This window comes from Mixta gaviniae (assembly GCF_002953195.1).
Classification (GTDB): Bacteria; Pseudomonadota; Gammaproteobacteria; order Enterobacterales; family Enterobacteriaceae; genus Mixta; species Mixta gaviniae.
Genome location: NZ_CP026377.1, coordinates 1793247 through 1812541 on the forward strand (window position 1 = coordinate 1793247; position 19295 = coordinate 1812541).

Consider the following 19295-nt stretch of genomic DNA (forward strand, 5'->3'; position numbering starts at 1 on the left):
CAGGCGGTCATTCGACCGCCTGAGTTTTTTGTCCATCCCACATAGTGTCAATCTTTCCCTCCCTGGAGGACGAACGTGTCTAAGCGTCGTGTAGTTGTGACCGGTCTTGGCATGTTGTCTCCTGTCGGCAATACCGTAGAGTCAACCTGGAATGCTCTCCTTGCCGGGCAGAGTGGCATCAGCCTGATCGACCATTTCGATACTAGTGCCTACGCAACGCGTTTTGCTGGCTTAGTAAAGGATTTTAACTGTGAAGAGATCATCTCGCGCAAAGATCAGCGCAAGATGGACGCCTTCATTCAATATGGAATTGTCGCTGGCGTACAGGCCATGCAGGATTCCGGCCTGGTCATTACCGAAGAAAACGCCACCCGTATCGGCGCGGCCATCGGTTCAGGCATTGGCGGACTGGGGCTGATCGAAGAAAACCATGCCTCGCTGGTGCAGGGCGGCCCGCGTAAAATCAGTCCGTTCTTTGTGCCTTCGACCATCGTGAATATGGTGGCTGGCCACCTGACCATTATGTATGGTCTGCAGGGGCCAAGTATCTCTATCGCCACCGCCTGTACTTCAGGCGTGCATAATATCGGTCATGCCGCGCGTATGATCGCCTATGGCGATGCGGATGCGATGCTGGCGGGCGGCGCGGAGAAAGCAAGTACGCCGCTGGGCGTAGGCGGTTTCGGCGCAGCGCGCGCGCTGTCGACGCGTAACGAGAATCCGCAGGCGGCAAGCCGCCCGTGGGATAAAGATCGTGACGGCTTTGTGCTGGGCGACGGCGCGGGCATTGTCGTGCTGGAAGAGTATGAACACGCCAAAAAGCGCGGCGCGAAAATTTACGCCGAGCTGGTGGGCTTTGGTATGAGCAGCGATGCCTACCATATGACGTCACCGCCGGAAAACGGCGCGGGCGCTGCGGCGGCGATGGTCAATGCGCTGAAAGATGCGCAGCTGACGCCGGAGCAGATCGGCTACGTCAACGCACACGGCACCTCGACGCCGGCGGGCGACAAGGCTGAAGCGCAGGCGGTGAAATCGGTGTTCGGCGCGGCGGCGTCAAGCGTGATGGTCAGCTCGACGAAGTCGATGACCGGTCACCTGCTTGGCGCGGCGGGTGCGGTAGAGTCTATCTACTCCATCCTTGCTCTGCGCGACCAGGCTGTTCCGCCGACCATTAACCTTGATAACCCGGATGAAGGCTGCGATCTCGATTTCGTGCCGCACACCGCGCGTCAGGTTAAGGATCTGGAGTACGCTCTGTGCAACTCCTTCGGCTTCGGCGGCACCAACGGCTCGTTGATTTTCCGTCGAGTCTGACTGTCCCGTTGCTGATAAAAGGCCCGCTCTGCGGGCCTTTTTTACATCTGGACGATTCCGATCCCCGCGGGCTGTCGCCAGAGGGCCGCGACCGGTAAGCTTATAGCGATATTGTCAAAAACTGAGCGTGCGCATGATTTGGATTAATGGAGAACAGCAACAGCAGATTGCGGTCAGCGATCGCGCGTTACACTACGGCGATGGCTGCTTTACCACCGCGCGTTTGCAACAGGGCAACATCGCGCTGCTGGAGGCGCATCTTCAGCGGCTGCGCGAGGCAACTTCCGCGCTCCGCATCAACGGCGTTGACTGGCGTATCCTGAAAGAAGAGATGCAGGTCGCCGCGGCCAGCTGGCCGCAGGCGGAAGGGGTACTGAAGGTGATTCTGACGCGCGGTTCGGGCGGACGTGGCTACAGCGCGGCCGATTGTCGCCAGCCGACGCGGATTATTATGCTGTCCGCCGCGCCGGGCCACTACGCCGCGCTGCGTGAAACCGGGGTACGGCTGGCGACCAGCCCGATACGCCTCGGCATTAACCCCCAGCTCGCCGGCATCAAGCACCTTAACCGGCTGGAGCAGGTGCTGATCCGCACAGAGCTTGAGCAGAGCGGGGCGGATGAGGCGCTGGTGCTTGACACTGAGGGTAAGCTGGTGGAATGCTGTGCGGCTAATTTATTCTGGCGCAAAGAAAATCAGCTGTTTACCCCGGCGCTGAACGGCTCCGGCGTTAACGGCATCATGCGCAGGCATGTGATCGGCCTGGCACGGCGGCACGGCTATCTCTGTCAGGAGGTGCGCGCGCTGCCCGAGACGCTGGGCGACGCTGATGAGGTGTTTATCACTAACGCCCTGATGCCGATATTGCCGGTCGCCAGCATCGATGACTGGCGCTATGGATCCCGTGCGCTCTGTCAGCTGCTGGCGCCGGATTGTTGAAAGTGGATGAATCATGACCCGTAAAATAAAAATCATTGCTGGCGCGGCGCTGCTGCTTGTGGTCGCCGCCGCCGTTTGCTACTGGCAGGTGCTGCGATTCGCCGATTCGCCCCTGGCCATCAACCAGGAAAAAATCTTCACCCTGCCTGCCGGCACGGGCCGCGTGGCGCTGGAAGCCCAGCTGGAAAGCCAGCATATCATCGCCCCTTCGCCGTGGTTCGGCGCGCTGTTGAAGCTGAAGCCGGAGCTGGCGAAATTTAAGGCCGGCACCTACCGTCTGGAAACCGGCATGAGCGTGCGGCAAATGCTGACGCTGTTGGCGAGCGGCAAAGAGGCGCAGTTCCCGGTGCGCTTTACCGAAGGCACGCGGCTGCAGGATGTACTGCGTGAATTGCGTAACGCGCCCTGGGTTAAACATACCCTGAAAGACGATCGTCCGGAAACCGCGGCCGCGGCGCTGAAGCTGAAAGAAGGGGAGCGTCTGGAAGGCTGGCTGTGGCCGGATACCTGGCTCTATACCGCCAATACGACCGATGTGGCGCTACTGCAGCGCGCGCATCAGCGCATGAAAAGCGAGGTTGACGCCATCTGGCAGAACCGTATGGCCGATCTGCCCTATAAAACGCCTGATGAGCTGGTGACTATGGCGTCAATCATCGAGAAAGAGACCGCCGTCAGCGAAGAACGCACTAAGGTAGCATCAGTATTTATTAATCGCCTGCGCACTGGCATGCGTCTGCAGACCGACCCGACGGTCATCTACGGCATGGGCGACAAATATAACGGCGCGCTGACGCGTAAGGATCTGGAAACGCCGAGCGCGTACAATACTTACACCATTAACGGCCTGCCGCCGGGGCCGATTGCGCTGCCGGGCAAGGCCTCGCTGGAAGCGGCGGCGCATCCGGTAAAAAGCAACTATCTCTATTTTGTGGCCGACGGCAAAGGTGGGCATACCTTTACCACCAATCTGGCCAGCCACAACCGGGCGGTGCAGGCCTGGCGCATGACGATGAAGGAAAAAAATGAACGGTAAGTTTATTGTGATTGAAGGCCTGGAAGGCGCAGGCAAAACCACCGCGCGTGATTGCGTGGTGGCGCAGCTGCGCGAGCAGGGCATTACCGATATCGTTTTTACCCGTGAACCGGGCGGTACGCCGCTGGCGGAAAAGCTGCGCGAGCTGATCAAGCAGGGGCTGGCGGGAGAGCAGATAACTGATAAGGCGGAGCTGTTGATGCTCTACGCCGCGCGGGTGCAGCTGGTGGACACGGTGATCAAACCGGCACTGGCGCGCGGCGCCTGGGTGGTGGGCGATCGCCACGACCTCTCGTCGCAGGCCTATCAGGGCGGCGGACGGGGCATCGATCAGCAGCTAATGCAGGCGCTGCGCGATACCGTACTGGGCGATTTCCGCCCGCATCTGACGCTCTATCTTGACGTCACGCCCGCCATCGGACTGCAGCGCGCGCGCGCGCGCGGCGAACTCGATCGTATCGAGCAGGAGTCGCTGCGCTTTTTCGAGCGCACCCGTGCGCGCTACCTGGAACTGGCTGCCAGCGATGCCTCAATCAAAACCATTGACGCTACCCAATCGCTGGAAGAAGTGACACTGTCACTTAAGCGCGCCGTGCGCGACTGGCTGACGGAGCAGGCATAATGAACTGGTATCCGTGGCTCAACCCGGCCTATCGTCAGGTGGTGCAACAGCATCAGGCGGGGCGGGCGCATCATGCGCTGCTGGTGCAGGCGCTGCCCGGCATGGGCGACGGCGAGCTGGTATGGGCCATCGGCCGTTGGCTGCTGTGTCAGCGACGCGATGGCCTGAAAAGCTGCGGCCAGTGCCACGGCTGCCAGCTGATGCTGGCCGGCACCCATCCTGACTGGCACCGTCTGGCGGCCGAGAAAGGAAAAAGCGCGTTGGGCATCGATGCGGTACGCGAGGTTAATGAGAGGCTGTTTAATCATGCGCAGCAGGGCGGCGCGAAAGTGGTCTGGCTACCCGATGCGGCGCAGCTGACCGAGGCGGCGGCCAATGCCCTGCTGAAAACGCTGGAGGAGCCGCCGCAGAACACCTGGTTTTTCCTCAGCAGCCCGGAGCCGTCACGGCTGCTGCCAACGCTGCGCAGCCGCTGTCTGCGCCTGCATCTGGCGCCGCCTGACGAAGCGCAGAGCCTGGCCTGGCTGCAGAAACAGTATCAGGGGGAGCCGGAAGCGATCCGCACCGCGCTGCGCCTGAGCAGCGGCGCGCCCGGCGCGGCGCTGACCCTGCTGGAGACGCAGAACTGGACGCAGCGTCAGGCGCTGTGCGACGCCTTGTCCGTCGCGCTGGAAGAGGACGTGCTGGCGCTGCTGCCGCAGCTTAATCACGATAACGCCGTCGCGCGCATCGCCTGGCTGGCTGCGCTGCTGACGGACGCGCTGAAATGGCAGCAGAGCGGCGATCGCTTCCTGACCAATACTGACCGGCCGCAGCTGGTGCAGCAGCTGGCCCAGCGGCTGCCGGCCGCCGCGCTGGATAAAAGCCTGCGCCAGTGGCTACTGTGCCGCGATCGCCTGAGCCATATCGTGGCGGTCAATCGCGAGCTGCTGCTGACTGAACAGCTGCTGAACTGGGAAAGTTTGCTTAAGCCGGCGGCCAGGCCGCTGGCTCACTAATCGAAGAGAGTGGTTATGTTTTTAGTTGATTCCCATTGCCATCTTGATGGCCTGAACTACGAGACGCTGCATAAGGACGTGGATGACGTGCTGGCGAAAGCGGCGGCGCGCGATGTGAAATTTATGCTGGCGGTCGCGACCACGCTACCCGGCTTTAAAGCGATGGCGAAGCTGTTGGGCGACCGGCCGAATATCGCCTGGTCCTGCGGCGTGCATCCGCTGAATCAGGAGGAGGAGTGGGATTTCGCCGAGCTGCGTCAGCTGGCCGCCGATCCACGCGTTATCGCCATGGGCGAAACCGGGCTGGATTACTACTATCAGCAGGAAACCAAAGCGCGTCAGCAGGCTTCTTTCCGCGAACATATTCGTGTCGGACGCGAGCTGAACAAGCCGGTGATTGTCCATACACGCGACGCGCGCGACGATACGCTGGCGATCCTGCGTGAAGAGCAGGTGGAAGGCTGCGGCGGCGTATTACACTGCTTTACCGAAGATCGCGAGACGGCGGCAAAGCTGCTGGATATGGGGTTCTATATCTCCTTCTCCGGCATCGTCACCTTCCGCAATGCGGAAGCGCTGCGCGACGCGGCGCGCTACGTGCCGCTCGATCGCCTGCTGGTAGAGACCGATTCGCCTTACCTGGCACCGGTGCCGCATCGTGGCAAAGAGAACCAGCCGGCCTTTACGCGCGACGTCGCCGACTATATGGCGGTACTGAAGGGCGTAGAGGTGGAAACGCTGGCGCAGGCCACGACGGAAAACTTCTCCAGGCTGTTCCACGTACCGATGTCGCGCCTGACGGATGCCTGAAAGCGGTCGTTTTTTTATAGCTCGTAATTAATCCCTGAAAATCGTAAAGTGCAGCGCGAAAAAAGTCGCGCTGGCACTTTTTTCTGCCTGAAAGATGGCGAAAAAATAAAAAATATTCTAAAGGTTAGCCGCCTGATGGGCGAAACGTGACAGGTATCAAACAAAACTGAACGGATTTATTTTACTCTTCGTAATAAATCCAGAGGGCCTTAACAAGCCCCAATGGCGAAGGATCCTCCCTCTTTCGCCGCGCGTGAAACGCGATTAAAAGCACTCATACTCAGGAGTTCCACAATATGTTTAAGAACGCATTTGCAAACCTGCAAAAGGTCGGTAAATCGCTCATGTTGCCGGTATCGGTACTCCCGATTGCCGGTATTCTACTGGGCGTCGGCTCGGCGAATTTTGCCTGGCTACCTGCTGTTGTTTCACATGTCATGGCGGAAGCGGGCGGATCGGTGTTCGCCAACATGCCGCTGATTTTCGCCATCGGCGTGGCGCTGGGCTTTACCAATAACGACGGCGTTTCCGCGCTGGCGGCCGTTGTGGCTTACGGCATCATGGTAAAAACCATGGCGGTCGTGGCGCCGCTGGTACTGCATCTGCCGGCGGAAGAGATCGCTACCAAACATCTGGCGGATACCGGGGTATTAGGCGGCATCATTGCCGGCTCCATCGCCGCCTACATGTTTAACCGCTTCTACCGCATTAAGCTGCCTGAGTATCTGGGCTTCTTCGCCGGTAAACGTTTCGTACCGATTATTTCCGGTATGACGGCGATTATTCTGGGCGTGGTTCTCTCCTTTATCTGGCCGCCGATTGGTAGCGCGATTCAGGACTTCTCCCAGTGGGCAGCCTATCAGAACCCGGTTGTCGCTTTCGGTATCTATGGCGTTATTGAGCGTTCTCTGGTGCCGTTCGGCCTGCATCATATCTGGAACGTCCCTTTCCAGATGCAGATCGGCGAATTCACCAACGCGGCAGGGCAGGTTTTCCACGGCGACATCCCGCGCTATATGGCGGGCGACCCGACCGCAGGCAAACTCTCCGGCGGCTTTCTGTTCAAAATGTACGGTCTGCCGGCTGCTGCGATCGCTATCTGGCACTCCGCGAAACCGGAAAACCGTGCGAAAGTGGGCGGCATCATGATCTCCGCTGCGCTGACTTCGTTCCTGACCGGCATCACCGAGCCGATCGAGTTCTCCTTTATGTTCGTGGCGCCGATTCTGTACGCTATCCACGCGATTCTGGCAGGCCTGGCGTTCCCGATTTGTATCCTGCTCGGTATGCGTGATGGCACCAGCTTCTCGCACGGTCTGATCGATTTTATCGTGCTGAGCGGCAACAGCAGCAAAATCTGGCTGTTCCCGATTATCGGCATCATCTACGGCCTGATTTACTACACCATCTTCCGCGTGCTGATCGCCAAGCTGGATCTGAAAACGCCGGGCCGTGAAGAAGCGACCAGCGAGCAGACCACCAGCTCTTCTAACGAGATGGCAGCGAACCTGGTAACGGCGTTTGGCGGTAAAGATAACATCACTAACCTTGATGCCTGTATCACCCGCCTGCGCGTCAGCGTGGCCGACGTCTCTAAAGTTGACCAGGCTGGCCTGAAGAAACTGGGCGCTGCCGGCGTGGTAGTGGCAGGTTCAGGCGTACAGGCTATCTTCGGCACCAAGTCGGATAACCTGAAAACCGAAATGGATGACTATATCCGCAACCATTAATTCGTTGCGTAGGCAAAAGGCCGCCTCCGGGCGGCCTTTTTTACGTCTGTCGCCTGTTACGCCGCAGGGAGAAAAGAGGGAGAGGGCAGTTGTCGCCGTGCGCGCGGCTCCCGTACCGGCTAAAAGCAGGAGGTGGAGTTTTTGATATCCCAGCCCATACGGCTTTCCGCGCCTTTAATCCCGGATGCCGCCTGTTCCCAGTACTGGAATTTCACCTTGTCCGCCTGAAACGCATAGGCGGCCTCTGCGATATGATCCAAATTCACATCAGTGACAGTGACGTTTTCCAGCGTTATCCGACAGGATTCAATCATACCGTTACCCGCTTTACATAATGAAAGCTGAATCGCCTTTACACGGTTACCGTTTGATGCAAACAACAACACCGCCGCGGTTGCCTTATCAACAGGGCAGTGAACTGTCAGATTTTTATAACGAGATGCGCCCGGCCCTGCGGCATCGCCGTTTCTCCAGACGCCCCATGTATAGCTTTTTACATCGATCCACCCCTGATGAGCCGCATCCTGCGACTCGCCTGTTATCCCTTCTATTCTGAGAAATGTACTTTCCATAGATTTCTTTTTTTCCTGATTAAAGTATTGATGATGGCTGTTGGTTTTTCTTGTTCGCCTGCTTTTCCGGTAACATCTACGGCTGCCGATGAGCCAGTGCGGGGGATATTATTTTCCATTATCCTTCATGCGGTAGTCATCATTATTAGCAAGGACATAGGGCGTGCGCGTATGCTGGCGATTATTATCGACACATAAGGCCTGAATGGTACTATTCATCGCGCATATATCATCATTGATTTTTTTCGCTTCATAAAAAAAGTTAATATTTTACTTTTACATGCATTGAATTGTCTTGCCATTATTTAGATGGTCTCTTGATTATTTCCCCATTCTCTTTTAAAACGTAATAACCGTCGCTGGTAGTAAAGTAGATACCGCTTTTTTTACTGTATCTGACCGTAAAGGCTTTATCTTTTTCTATGCAGCTTTTTGGTGTGTTTATCTCCGTAAAGCACAGCCTGTCATCGTGTCTGCCTCTTTCTCTATAGCCGTCGCCGAAATACCAAAAAGTGATAGTATAGCTACCATAAGGAGCAGGATTAGGGATGTCGTAACGCTTTTTCAGCATTTCACTGTTTTTTTGCCACCAGTCTATCTTTCCTCGCACGGTAACAGGAAAGTGGTCTACCAGGACATCGCTATAATTGCCATCATTATGTACTGCAATGATTTTTACCGGACGAAGGGAGAAGCAAAGGAAGCCGGCTGCTGTTATGGCGATTATGAAGATTGACCCAATAAGTTTCTTCTTTTCCTTCCTCATTTCGCTTCTCCGCTGATATCTATCGTAGCCTCAATATGGGTGATAAAAGGTTTGAAGCCAAAACGATAGTATCGCTGCAGGACAAACCAGATGCGGAAAAAACGGAACAGATTAAACTTTGCTTCTAAAATATCTCGTGCATCGAGGCCAAAGTGATCCTGGATTTTATAATGAATGCACGCACGGTAGCGATTATTATCGATATGTAGGGACTGAATAGTGATATGGGTCGCCCAGGTATCATGTACAGTGATACCCATCCCGTTGAGATTATCCTGAAAACGATCAAATTTAGGCAGCTTTCCCTTTAATATTGTTTTTCTTAATTCTTCTTTCGCTATTTCCGGGTAAATTCTGTTTTCCCAGTCAATAAATACCTGAAGCGCGTCTTGCAGCAAGAGCCGTGTACTGTTCTCTATTGAATTATCATTTACTATTTGCATTCTTAGCGCGCTATCCAGCGACAGGCTCCTGAACGGTTCGCCTTCGCCGTGCTGCATATGATTAATCATCTCTTCGATGAGATGCCTGTAAGGGCCATATATCGCAAAGCTTTGCGACAGGTGACGCATCTCATCAAACAGGATGCTGGCACACGCCTGCTGCGTGACTTTCCGGCCTTCGCCGCGCGCGCCATAAAACATCGAGTGCGGCTGCCTGAAAGGGGTGATTTCCGTCAGGGTCCAGGGATCGACGCGGGTAGAGACATCAAGCAGGTGATAATCGTTTTTTAACTGCGACTCGCTCAGGTCGCCGTAACGCATATCCTCCGCGCTGTAATCATCCATTCTGTTCTGCGTTTTAAATATTGTGCAGGGAAAGCGTAACGCGGTCATTCAGCACTCCTTGTGCCGCACTTCTTCCATATTCACGCAGGCAATAATAGGCCGCTGCGGAAACTGTGTAAATATCGAACACTGTTATACGAAAAGGTAAGGACAGGCTTGTCAGGCGCAGAAAGCACTGAATAAAGGCGCTATGGCAAGCCTGGGGTGCTGATGCGCAGGCAAGATGACGCGGAAAAATTAACCAGGACTCAGTTGGCTGACTGCGCCCCGTCAGCGGGACGCATGGATTAGCAACGGTTAACTCAGCGATGGATAGCAGTCATTAATTCAGAGATAAACGCGCAGATATTCTGTCAGGCAGAGCAGCGCCATCGCCTGGCCGTAAGGCATTGAGGTCAGCGGAATTTGGCGATAATAGTCCAGATCGCTGCCCATGGCGGTGCCGAATGAGACCTGCGTCAGCTCGCCATCCTCATTGATATGGCGCATCACGCCCTTCACCGCCCGCTCCGCCATCGGCAGATAGTCGCGCGACAGATAGCGCTTACGCACCGCTTTTAAAATGCCGTAGGCGAAACCGGCAGTGGCGGAGGCTTCCAGGTAGCTGTCGCGATCGTCAATCAGGGTATGCCACAGCCCGCTCTCATGCTGCCACTGGCGCAGCGCGGCAACCTGGCTTTCCAGCACCTGCTGCAGTAAGCGGCGCGTAGCGTGCTGTTCAGGCCAGCCCATCAGCTCGATAAACTCAGGAATAACGATGGTCAGCCAGCTGTTGCCGCGTGCCCAGCGCGCCTGCGCAAAGTTATGGCGGCCGTCGAAATTCCAGCCGTGAAACCACAGGCCGGTCTCCCTGTCCATCAGATACTGTACGTGCAGCAGGAACTGATAGCTCGCTTCCTCAACATAGTCCGGACGGTCAAGCAGCTTGCCGATTTTGGCCAGCGGCAGCACGCTCATCATCAGCGTATCGTCCCACAGCTGCTGGTGGTTTTCGTTGTTATAAACGATGTGCTGCAGGCCGCCCTGTTCGGTGCGCGGCATTTCATACATCACCCATTCTGCCCAGCGCTCCAGCACCGGCAGCAGCGCCGGATTGCGCGTCTCTTCATAACGGTAAGCCAGCGTCAGCAGCGGGCAGACGGTATTAACGTTTTTGGTCGGCGTGCCTTCCGTCAGCCGCTGCCGGAACCAGTCATCAATGATCGCCAGCGTTTTCGCATCGCCGGTCTGCTGGTAGTAGTGGTACATGCCGTACAGGCCGATGCCATGCGTCCACTCCCAGCCGGCCCAGCCCTTGGTATCGATAACGCGCCCGTCATCCAGCCGCAGCAGGAACTCGCCGCTCTCATCGGTAATAGCGACCAGATTATCGGTCAGCTTCTCAATCAGCTGCACCAGTTGAGGGCGCGGCAGAAGAAATTCAGGCTGGCGCAGCAGGGCGCTCTGTTTTACAGGAAATACAGTCATCGTTCAGATCCTATCTATCGTTTCAAAGTATGCGGCAGCGCCGCGTCCGCAGGCTGCGCAGGGCGCAGCGGCGGCGCGGGTGGGCGATGGCGGTTAAGAAAACCGATGTTGTTATTTCCCCACAGATTTTCATAGGGCAGCCCGGCGAGCGTCTCGACCGTGGCGCGCGCATCGGGCGTAATGCGGTCCGGCACCGGGTGCCCGGCCAGACGCATTTTTTGCGTCTCTTCGCGCAGTACCGAATGGGTCTGCAGGTTCAGGCGGAAGCGCAGGGAGATAAAGAAGCCGATCGCCAGCACGCACAGGGTGCCGACGCTCAGGATCAGCAGGATGGTGTGCTGCACGCTATCGCTCTGCTGCGCCTGGCCGGAAACAAAGCCGGAGAGCTGCAGCACGATGCCGACCAGCATCACGGCGCCCGCCTGCGACGCCTTGCGCGTCAGTGTCATAATGCCGGCGAAGATGCCCTCGCGGCGCTGGCCGGTGATCACTTCATCGACATCGGCGATATAGGTGTAGATATTCCACGGTACATAGTTGATGCCACCACGGCCCAGCCCGGCCAGCGCGGAAATCAGCACCAGCAGCGCCATGTTATCGTTCATGCCGGTGTACCAGAGCGCGGCGTAAGAGAGGGCGCTCAGGGCGAACAGCGTCACCACCAGGCGATAGGAGGGCGCAGGCCCAAGACGGATGCAGAGCGGGATCATGCCCATTACCGCGATAAACTGCAGGATCGCCATCGTGCCCATCAGGCTGGAGGCGATCTGCGCGCTCTGCATCAGTACAAACACCACATACCAGGTAAACACGGCGTTAAACACATCCTGCGCGATATAGCCGCCAAGATACATGCCCAGGTGCTGACGGAAAATGCGAATGCGCAGCGTAGAGGCGAGTTCGACATAGAGGCGCTTCAGGCTCTGCGTCAGCGTTAGCTGGCGCTTCTCCTCTTCCGCGCGCCGTGACTCGGCGGAAAAATCTTCCGGCGCGCGCTCCCAGGTAAACAGCCACACCAGCGTCAGCACCACGGCGCAGATAATTGAAAACACCAGGCTGGCGTAGAAGAAGGAGACGGCGTTGTCTTTGCCGAAGTGGTTGATTAGCACGCCGGGCAGGAAGGCCGCCAGAATGGCCGACAGCTGCGCCAGCGCGATGCGCGCGCCGGAGAATTTGGTTTTCTTTTTAAAGTCGTCGGTCATTTCCGGCACCAGGGTTTCATACGGCACCAGAATCATGGTGTAGACGATATCGAACAGCAGATAGGTAAGCAGATAGTAGAGATAGCTCATCTCGCCGACCCACATCAGGCTGTAACTGAACACGCAGGGAATGCCAAGCAGGATAAAGAATTTACGGCGGCCAAAACGTTTGCCCAGCCAGGTCGAGCCGAAGTTATCGGTAAGAAAGCCCATCAGCGGGCTGATGACTGCGTCCAGCACGCGCGCCATCGCGAAAATAAAGGTCGCCTCAATTGGCGTCAGCCCGCAAAAGGTGGTGTAAAAGTAGAGCAGCCAGGCCGCCGTCAGGGCCGTGGTGCCGGCGCCCAGAAAATCGCCCGATCCGTAAGCCAGGTAGTGCCGTAAGCCAATTTTACGCGCTGGCATTGTCAATCTCCTCATCATGACCACTGAAAAAACGCCTGCATTCCGACCGCTCAGACGGATACCTCGAAGGTAGAGGGGCGGGGGCGCGCAAACCTTCGCGTTTTTGCTACGGAAATGAGGAGACTGGCAAAAAAACGAAGAAAAACCTGCCTTGCCTCTAATTTATAAAACGATGTTTTATTTTTTATAGCGGCGGCTGACGGTAATGCGAAAAGGCGCACAAAAAATCGGCGCGATAACGCGAGGGTGTACAAAAAAGTGGCACTACGGCGGGGCAAACGAAAGAAAAGTGGTGGGAAGGTTGAAAGAAAACGAAATTCTCGCTCATACTCCCATGACTTACTTCTCTGCTAAGGATATGCATCATGGCTGAAGAAACCATTTTCAGTAAAATTATTCGTCGTGAAGTGCCTGCGGATATCGTCTATCAGGATGAACTGGTCACCGCCTTTCGCGATATCTCGCCCAAGGCGCCGACCCATGTCCTGATCGTGCCGAACATTCTGGTGCCGACCGCCAATGACGTCAGCGAAGCGCATGAGCAGGCGATGGGACGCATGTTTACCGTTGCGGCGAAAATCGCGAAAAAAGAGGGCATTGCTGAGGATGGCTACCGGCTGATCGTGAATTGCAACCAGCACGGCGGGCAGGAAGTTTACCATATTCATATGCACCTGGTCGGCGGTCGCCCTCTGGGGCCGATGCTGAGCTAATCTGATTGCGGAACTTCAACATGCGCACGCTCTTCGCCAGCTTGCCGCTGGTTATGCTTCTGGCTGGCTGCAGCAGCGATAAAGCGATGATCGATACTTCGCAATCGCTGATCATGGAATCCTCGGTGCTTTCCGCTGGCATTCTGACCAGCAAGCCGACAATCTCCGAACAGTCGGGGCAGCAGCGGGCGGTGAGCGTGCTGGAGAATCAGCAGAGCAAACCGGTGACCGTCCACTATCGTTTCTACTGGTACGATGATAAAGGGCTGGAGATCCAGCCGTTTGAATCGCCGCGCACCGTCGTGGTGCCCGCAAACCAGCGGCTTGAAATCGGTTCGCAAATCGGCAATCTGATGGCAAGCAAAGTACGTCTTTATCTTTATCTGTAAGGGGAAATACCGTGTCCAGGCGTTTAAAACTTTCCGGCGTTGTGCTGCTGGCATTCTTTCTGGCGGGTTGTATCAACAACCAACAGTCCCAACAGCCGCCTGCGCCGGTGGAACCTGTTCAGCCTTCTCAGCCGGCGCCGCCGGTCGTGCAGCCGCCGCCGATTACGGCGCAGCAGCCGGGCGAAGGGGTGCCGCAGCCGCCAAAACTGAAAACCATCGACTGGGATGCCAGCATGCAGCCGCTGGTGGCGCAGATGCTGAAAGCGCAGGGCATTACGCCGGGCAGCGTGCTGCTGGTGGATCGCATTAAGAACAGCACCAACGGCAGCCTGCAGGCGACAAAAGCGACGGCGGCGCTGCAGAATGCGCTGGCGAACAACAACACCTTTACGCTGGTGACGCCGCAGCAGCTGGCTCAGGCGAAGCAGACGCTCGGTCTCTCGCCGGAGGATAGCCTGACCTCGCGCAGCAAAGCGGTGGGCCTGGCGCGTTACGTCGGCGCGCAGTATGTTCTCTACAGCAATGCCCAGGGCGACATTAAATCGCCTGAACTGCAGATGCAGCTGATGCTGGTACAAACCGGCGAGATCATCTGGTCAGGCAATGGTAGCGTACAGCATTGATCCGGCGCTGCAGTCGCTGATTGACGCCCAACAACCGGCAGCGAAAGCTGCCGGTTGTTTTTATCCGCTCAACGGCCTGACTGGCCTCTCCGGCAAGGTGGTCTGCGGCCGCCGCGAGTGGCTGGCGCGCCGCATTCCCTCAACCCCCATTCCCTTTATCTCGCGCCAGCGCGAATGGCGTATCCTGCGCCGCCTGACGGCCAGCGGGCTGGCGCCGCGCGCGCTGGCGATCAACGCGCGCTGGCTGCTGCTGGAGTGGCTGCCCGGCGAGACGTTGCCGCCGGATCGCTTTCCGGCGCGGCAGCCGGAGCTGGTGGCGCTGCTGACGCAGCTGCACCACCAGCCGCTGAGCGGCTACCGGCTGCGGCTGCTGCCGCTGCTGCAGCACTATTGGCTGCAGTGTCGTCACCGCCATCCGCGCTGGTTGCGTCAGCTGCGGCGGCTGACGCGCTGCGGCGAACCGGCACCGCTGCGGCTGGGGCTGCTGCATATGGATATTCATCCCGGTAACCTGCTGGCGCAGCCCGCCGGTTTACGCCTGATCGACTGGGAGTACGCCGCCGACGGCGACGTGGCGCTGGAGCTGGCGGCGATTATCGACGGCAACGCGCTGAATGCAGCGCAGAGCGATGAATTGCTGGCCGGGTACGCGCGGGCGAACCGTCTTGATCCCGCTGCGCTGCGGCGGCAGACGGCGCGCTGGCGTCCCTGGCTTCGGCTGCTGATGGCCAGCTGGTATCAGCTGCGCTGGGAGCAGAGCGGCGATGACACGCTGCGCCGGCTGGCCCAGGATGGCTGGCGACAAATTTAGCGCGCAGATCCCGCATTCCCGCTATGATGTGCGCCAGTTTTTACAGGAGAAATCATCATGTCGATACCCGGTCCGGTCATGCTGGATGTGACAAGTTACGAGCTGGACGCCGAAGAGCGCGAAATTCTGGCTCACCCGCTGGTGGGCGGGTTGATTTTATTCGCCCGCAACTATCACGATCCTGCTCAGCTACGCGAGCTGGTGCGTCAGATCCGCGCCGCTTCCCATGCGCGCCTGGTGGTGGCGGTCGATCAGGAGGGCGGGCGAGTGCAGCGCTTCCGCGACGGCTTCACCACGCTGCCGGCGATGCAATCCTTTGCCGCGCTGAACGCGCCCGAAGAGGCGGACGCGCTGGCGCAGGAGGCGGGCTGGCTGATGGCCTCAGAGATGATCGCGATGGATATCGACATCAGTTTCGCGCCGGTGCTGGATATCGGCCATATCAGCGCCGCGATCGGCGATCGCGCGTTTCATCACGAGCCACACATCGCGCTGCGCGTGGCGCGCCGCTTTATCGCAGGTATGCATGAAGCGGGGATGAAAACCACCGGCAAGCATTTTCCGGGGCATGGCGCCGTCAGCGCCGATTCGCATAAAGAGACGCCGCGTGACGATCGCGCTGAGTCGGCGATCCGTCAGCATGATATGGCGATTTTCCAGCAGCTGATCGCCGAACAGGCGCTTGACGCCATTATGCCTGCGCACGTGGTCTATACCCAGGTGGATTCGCGTCCGGCCAGCGGTTCGCCTTTCTGGCTGCAGCAGGTGCTGCGCGGCGAGCTGAACTTTAACGGCATCATCTTTTCCGACGACCTGTCGATGGAAGGGGCGGCCATCATGGGTAGCTACGCGGAGCGCGCTCAGGCGTCGCTGGATGCCGGCTGCGATATGATCCTGGTCTGCAACGATCGTCAGGGCGCCGTCAGCGTGCTGGATAACCTGCCGCCGATCAAAGCAGAGCAGGTCAGCCGTCTGTATCATCAGGGATCGTTCAGCCGCCAGCAGCTGCTTGATGCTTCCCGCTGGCAGCGCGCCAGCCAGTCGCTAAGCGCGCTGCAGCAACGCTGGCTGGCGCACAAGGCGTCGGGCAACTGATACGGGGTGCCCGGCAGGTTAATCAACGGTGAGGATAACCATGATTATTTATCTGCACGGTTTTGATTCCAGTAGTCCGGGCAACCACGAAAAAGTGCTGCAGCTGCAGTTCATCGATCCTGATGTCCGGCTGCTGAGCTACAGCACGCGCCACCCTAAGCACGACATGCAGCATTTGTTAAAAGAAACCGACAAAATGCTGATGCTGAACGTCGACGATCGGCCGCTGATCTGCGGCGTCGGGCTGGGCGGTTACTGGGCGGAGCGTATCGGTTTTCTCTGCGATATCCGCCAGGTGATCATCAACCCTAACCTGTGGCCCAATGAAAATATGGCCGGCAAAATCGATCGGCCGGAAGAGTATCTTGATATCGCCACCAAATGCGTCAGCAACTTTCGCGAGAAGAACCGCGATCGCTGCCTGACGCTACTCTCCCGCAATGACGGCATCCTTGATAGCCGGCGCAGCGCCGGGGCGCTGCAGCCCTATTATGAAATTGTCTGGGACGAGCAGCAGCCGCATAAATTCCCCTCCGTTTCGCCCCATCTGCAGCGTATTAACGCGTTCAAAGCGCTGGGCTAACACGCCTTTTCTGCCGGGACGGCGCCCCGCGCTGTCCCGCTCTTTTACGGCATTATCTGAGTTTCTGTGTCAAAATTGATCTACATCAAATTTGGTATGACCAAATTACCCCGCCATGTTATTCTGCCTTTAGCTCGCGATTTAAGGTCGCAACCCTATGTTAACTAAGGGTTTATTTAACCTTTAATTAACTTTTGGTTTACATTTTTAAGGGGGTCTTTTTGACTACGCCATTGAAGAAAATTGTCATTGTTGGAGGGGGCGCCGGCGGACTGGAGCTGGCAACGCAACTGGGGCATAAACTGGGCCGCAGTAAAAAAGCGGAGATCACCCTGGTAGACCGCAATCATAGCCATCTGTGGAAGCCGCTGCTGCATGAAGTGGCGACCGGCTCGCTGGATGAAGGCATTGATGCGCTCAGCTATCTGGCCCATGCGCGCAACCATCATTTCCAGTTCCAGCTCGGTTCGCTGGTGGATATCGATCGCGAGAATAAACGCCTGCAGTTGGCAGAAATCCGCGATGCGCAGGGCGAAGTACTGGTGCCGGCGCGCGAGGTCCCTTACGACACGCTGGTGATGGCGCTGGGCAGCACTTCGAACGATTTCGGTACGCCGGGCGTGAAAGACCACTGCATTTTCCTTGATAACCCGCACCAGGCGCAGCGCTTCCATAATGAGATGCTGAATCTGTTCCTGAAATTCTCCGCCAACGCCGGCGCGCAGGAGAAGATCAATATCGCCATCGTCGGCGGCGGCGCCACCGGCGTTGAGCTGTCGGCGGAGCTGCATAACGCGGTGAAACAGCTGCACAGCTACGGCTATAAAGGGCTGGATAACCAGGTACTGAACGTTACGCTGGTGGAAGCGGGCGAACGCATTCTGCCGGCGCTGCCGGCACGCATCTCCGCGGCGGCGCATCAGGAACTGACCAAGCTGGGCGTGCAGGTGCTGACGCAAACCATGGTCACCAGCGCCGATAACAACGGCCTGCACACGAAAAACGGCGATTTTATCGAAGCGGACCTGATGGTTTGGGCAGCGGGCATCAAAGCACCGGACTTTATGAAAGATATCGGCGGGCTGGAAACCAACCGCATCAATCAGCTGGTGGTGAAAGAGACGCTGCAGACCACGCGTGACGAGAACATCTACGCCATCGGCGACTGCGCCTCCTGCGCGCTGCCGTCGGGCGGGTTCGTGCCGCCGCGTGCCCAGTCGGCGCATCAGATGGCCTCGAAGGCGCTGGAGAACATTCTGGCGCAGATGAAAGGGCAGACGCTGAAGCCTTACGTCTACAAAGATCACGGCTCGCTGGTATCGCTCTCCCGCTTCAGCACCGTCGGCAGCCTGATGGGCAACCTGATGCGCGGCTCGATGATGGTGGAAGGGCGCATCGCGCGTTTCGTCTATATCTCGCTCTACCGCATGCACCAGATCGCGCTGCACGGCTATTTTAAGACCGGCCTGATGATGCTGGTGGGCAGCATTAACCGTGTGATCCGTCCGCGCCTGAAGCTGCATTAATCACTGGTCCGGCCAGGCCGGTCCTGAGTTGCGCCGCTCCTGCGGCGCAGCCCCTTTTCCGCCAGTGATGCAAAAGCTGCATTAGTACCGCTAAGAACTCTCTGAAAAGGCTGTGTTTATCCCGCTTTAACGCGTTTCTTCCCTTTATCTGATTGTTGGTTTTCCTCCCTGACTGCAAAATTTTTATAACTAGCACGGCGAGTCGCGCACGCCGAGTATGCCTCGCTGCAACGGAACCGGCAGCGGCAGGATTGCGCGGTAACATTATCAGGAGGATTTCCTGTGAATAAATCAATGATAGCGGGTATGGGTATTGGTGTGGTTGCCGCTCTGGGTGTGGCGGCCGTGGCCAGCATGAATGTCTTTAATCCTGGCCCCCAATACGCACAGGTTATTTCCGCAACGCCTATCAAGGAAACCATCAAGAATCCGCGTCAGGAGTGCCGCAACGTCACATTGACCCATCGTCGTCCGGTGCAGGATGAAAACCGCATCGCCGGTTCGGTGCTGGGCGCGGTGGCGGGCGGGGTCCTCGGCCATCAGTTCGGCGGCGGACGCGGCAAGGATGTGGCGACGGTCGCCGGCGCGCTGGCGGGCGGCTATGCCGGCAACCAGGTGCAGAGCGGTCTGCAGGATCGTGATACTTACACCACCACCGAGCAGCGCTGCAAAACCGTCTACGACAAACAGGATAAAATGTTGGGTTACGACGTAACCTACAAAATAGGCGACCAGCAGGGGAAAATTCGTATGGAAAGCGACCCCGGTACCCGCATTCCTCTGGACCGTAACGGCCAGTTGATTCTTAACAGCAACAGTAATCAGGCGTAACTGACGCCGCATAAAAAAACGGGGCCCGCGGGCCCCGTTTTTTATTGCTGTCGTCGTCGGCGAAACGGCTGTTT

21 protein-coding genes are annotated in these 19295 nt (G+C 57.6%); 15 read left to right on the forward strand and 6 right to left on the reverse strand.

The window, feature by feature from the left end; genetic code table 11:
- Nucleotides 1–75 precede the first annotated feature (75 nt).
- The 7 genes from fabF to ptsG all read left to right on the forward strand — a co-directional run bounded on the left by fabF (nt 76) and on the right by ptsG (nt 7450).
- Nucleotides 76–1317: a beta-ketoacyl-ACP synthase II gene (fabF, locus tag C2E15_RS08325; protein WP_104956951.1), complete on the forward strand. Its 1242-nt coding sequence runs from the start codon at nt 76–78 to the stop codon at nt 1315–1317.
- A 133-nt stretch (nt 1318–1450) separates the two neighbouring features.
- On the forward strand, nt 1451–2254 hold the full coding sequence (gene pabC / locus C2E15_RS08330) for an aminodeoxychorismate lyase (protein WP_104956952.1): 804 nt from the start codon (nt 1451–1453) through the stop codon (nt 2252–2254).
- A 13-nt stretch (nt 2255–2267) separates the two neighbouring features.
- Entirely contained in the window at nt 2268–3290 is a 1023-nt protein-coding gene (mltG, locus tag C2E15_RS08335; protein ID WP_104956953.1) for an endolytic transglycosylase MltG, read from the forward strand.
- Entirely contained in the window at nt 3280–3912 is a 633-nt protein-coding gene (gene tmk / locus C2E15_RS08340; RefSeq protein WP_104956954.1) for a dTMP kinase, read from the forward strand. Before mltG ends, tmk begins: the two co-directional genes overlap by 11 nt.
- On the forward strand, nt 3912–4910 hold the full coding sequence (holB, locus tag C2E15_RS08345; RefSeq protein ID WP_104956955.1) for a DNA polymerase III subunit delta': 999 nt from the start codon (nt 3912–3914) through the stop codon (nt 4908–4910). Before tmk ends, holB begins: the two co-directional genes overlap by 1 nt.
- 15 nt (nt 4911–4925) lie before the next feature.
- On the forward strand, nt 4926–5720 hold the full coding sequence (locus tag C2E15_RS08350) for a metal-dependent hydrolase (protein ID WP_104956956.1): 795 nt from the start codon (nt 4926–4928) through the stop codon (nt 5718–5720).
- Nucleotides 5721–6016: 296 nt separating this feature from the next.
- The gene (gene ptsG / locus C2E15_RS08355; protein ID WP_104956957.1) at nt 6017–7450 is read left to right on the forward strand and encodes a PTS glucose transporter subunit IIBC; all 1434 of its coding nucleotides are present in this window, start codon (nt 6017–6019) and stop codon (nt 7448–7450) included.
- A 119-nt stretch (nt 7451–7569) separates the two neighbouring features.
- On the opposite strand, the gene C2E15_RS08360 is transcribed toward ptsG, so the two are convergent.
- The 6 genes from C2E15_RS08360 to C2E15_RS08380 form a co-directional block, all read right to left on the reverse strand.
- Nucleotides 7570–8022: an Hcp family type VI secretion system effector gene (locus C2E15_RS08360; protein ID WP_104956958.1), complete on the reverse strand. Its 453-nt coding sequence runs from the start codon at nt 8020–8022 to the stop codon at nt 7570–7572.
- Nucleotides 7998–8141 (reverse strand): hypothetical protein, encoded by a 144-nt coding sequence (locus C2E15_RS21630; protein ID WP_167391846.1) that lies wholly within the window; start codon nt 8139–8141, stop codon nt 7998–8000. Before C2E15_RS21630 ends, C2E15_RS08360 begins: the two co-directional genes overlap by 25 nt.
- Nucleotides 8142–8323: 182 nt before the next feature.
- Nucleotides 8324–8788, reverse strand: coding sequence for a DUF943 family protein (locus tag C2E15_RS08365; protein ID WP_104956959.1), 465 nt, complete (start codon nt 8786–8788; stop codon nt 8324–8326).
- Nucleotides 8785–9624 (reverse strand): YPO3983 family protein, encoded by an 840-nt coding sequence (locus tag C2E15_RS08370; protein WP_104956960.1) that lies wholly within the window; start codon nt 9622–9624, stop codon nt 8785–8787. Before C2E15_RS08370 ends, C2E15_RS08365 begins: the two co-directional genes overlap by 4 nt.
- A gap of 279 nt (nt 9625–9903) precedes the next feature.
- Nucleotides 9904–11043, reverse strand: coding sequence for a beta-galactosidase BglB (gene bglB / locus C2E15_RS08375; protein ID WP_104956961.1), 1140 nt, complete (start codon nt 11041–11043; stop codon nt 9904–9906).
- Between the two features lie 14 nt (nt 11044–11057).
- The gene (locus C2E15_RS08380) at nt 11058–12650 is read right to left on the reverse strand and encodes an MFS transporter (protein WP_104956962.1); all 1593 of its coding nucleotides are present in this window, start codon (nt 12648–12650) and stop codon (nt 11058–11060) included.
- 365 nt (nt 12651–13015) lie between these two features.
- Here C2E15_RS08380 and hinT point away from each other — a divergent pair, with 365 nt between their 5' ends.
- The 8 genes from hinT to C2E15_RS08420 all read left to right on the forward strand — a co-directional run bounded on the left by hinT (nt 13016) and on the right by C2E15_RS08420 (nt 19221).
- Nucleotides 13016–13363 carry a purine nucleoside phosphoramidase gene (hinT, locus tag C2E15_RS08385; protein ID WP_038626756.1) on the forward strand — a complete coding sequence of 116 codons (348 nt, stop codon included), beginning with the start codon at nt 13016–13018 and terminating at the stop codon, nt 13361–13363.
- A gap of 20 nt (nt 13364–13383) precedes the next feature.
- Nucleotides 13384–13752: a YcfL family putative periplasmic lipoprotein gene (locus C2E15_RS08390; protein ID WP_104956963.1), complete on the forward strand. Its 369-nt coding sequence runs from the start codon at nt 13384–13386 to the stop codon at nt 13750–13752.
- A gap of 11 nt (nt 13753–13763) precedes the next feature.
- Nucleotides 13764–14375: a penicillin-binding protein activator LpoB gene (lpoB, locus tag C2E15_RS08395; RefSeq protein ID WP_104956964.1), complete on the forward strand. Its 612-nt coding sequence runs from the start codon at nt 13764–13766 to the stop codon at nt 14373–14375.
- A complete protein-coding gene (thiK, locus tag C2E15_RS08400) occupies nt 14356–15186 on the forward strand; it encodes a thiamine kinase (RefSeq protein ID WP_104956965.1) in 831 nt (276 codons plus the stop codon). The genes lpoB and thiK overlap by 20 nt, the downstream gene beginning before the upstream one ends.
- Before the next feature lie 57 nt (nt 15187–15243).
- The gene (gene nagZ, locus C2E15_RS08405; protein ID WP_174705691.1) at nt 15244–16281 is read left to right on the forward strand and encodes a beta-N-acetylhexosaminidase; all 1038 of its coding nucleotides are present in this window, start codon (nt 15244–15246) and stop codon (nt 16279–16281) included.
- 40 nt (nt 16282–16321) lie between these two features.
- Complete coding sequence (ycfP, locus tag C2E15_RS08410; RefSeq protein ID WP_104956967.1) at nt 16322–16864, forward strand: alpha/beta hydrolase YcfP; 543 nt, start codon at nt 16322–16324, stop codon at nt 16862–16864.
- 221 nt (nt 16865–17085) lie between these two features.
- Nucleotides 17086–18390, forward strand: coding sequence for an NAD(P)/FAD-dependent oxidoreductase (locus C2E15_RS08415; protein ID WP_104956968.1), 1305 nt, complete (start codon nt 17086–17088; stop codon nt 18388–18390).
- A gap of 282 nt (nt 18391–18672) precedes the next feature.
- Entirely contained in the window at nt 18673–19221 is a 549-nt protein-coding gene (locus tag C2E15_RS08420) for a glycine zipper 2TM domain-containing protein (protein ID WP_104956969.1), read from the forward strand.
- Nucleotides 19222–19295: the final 74 nt, after the last annotated feature.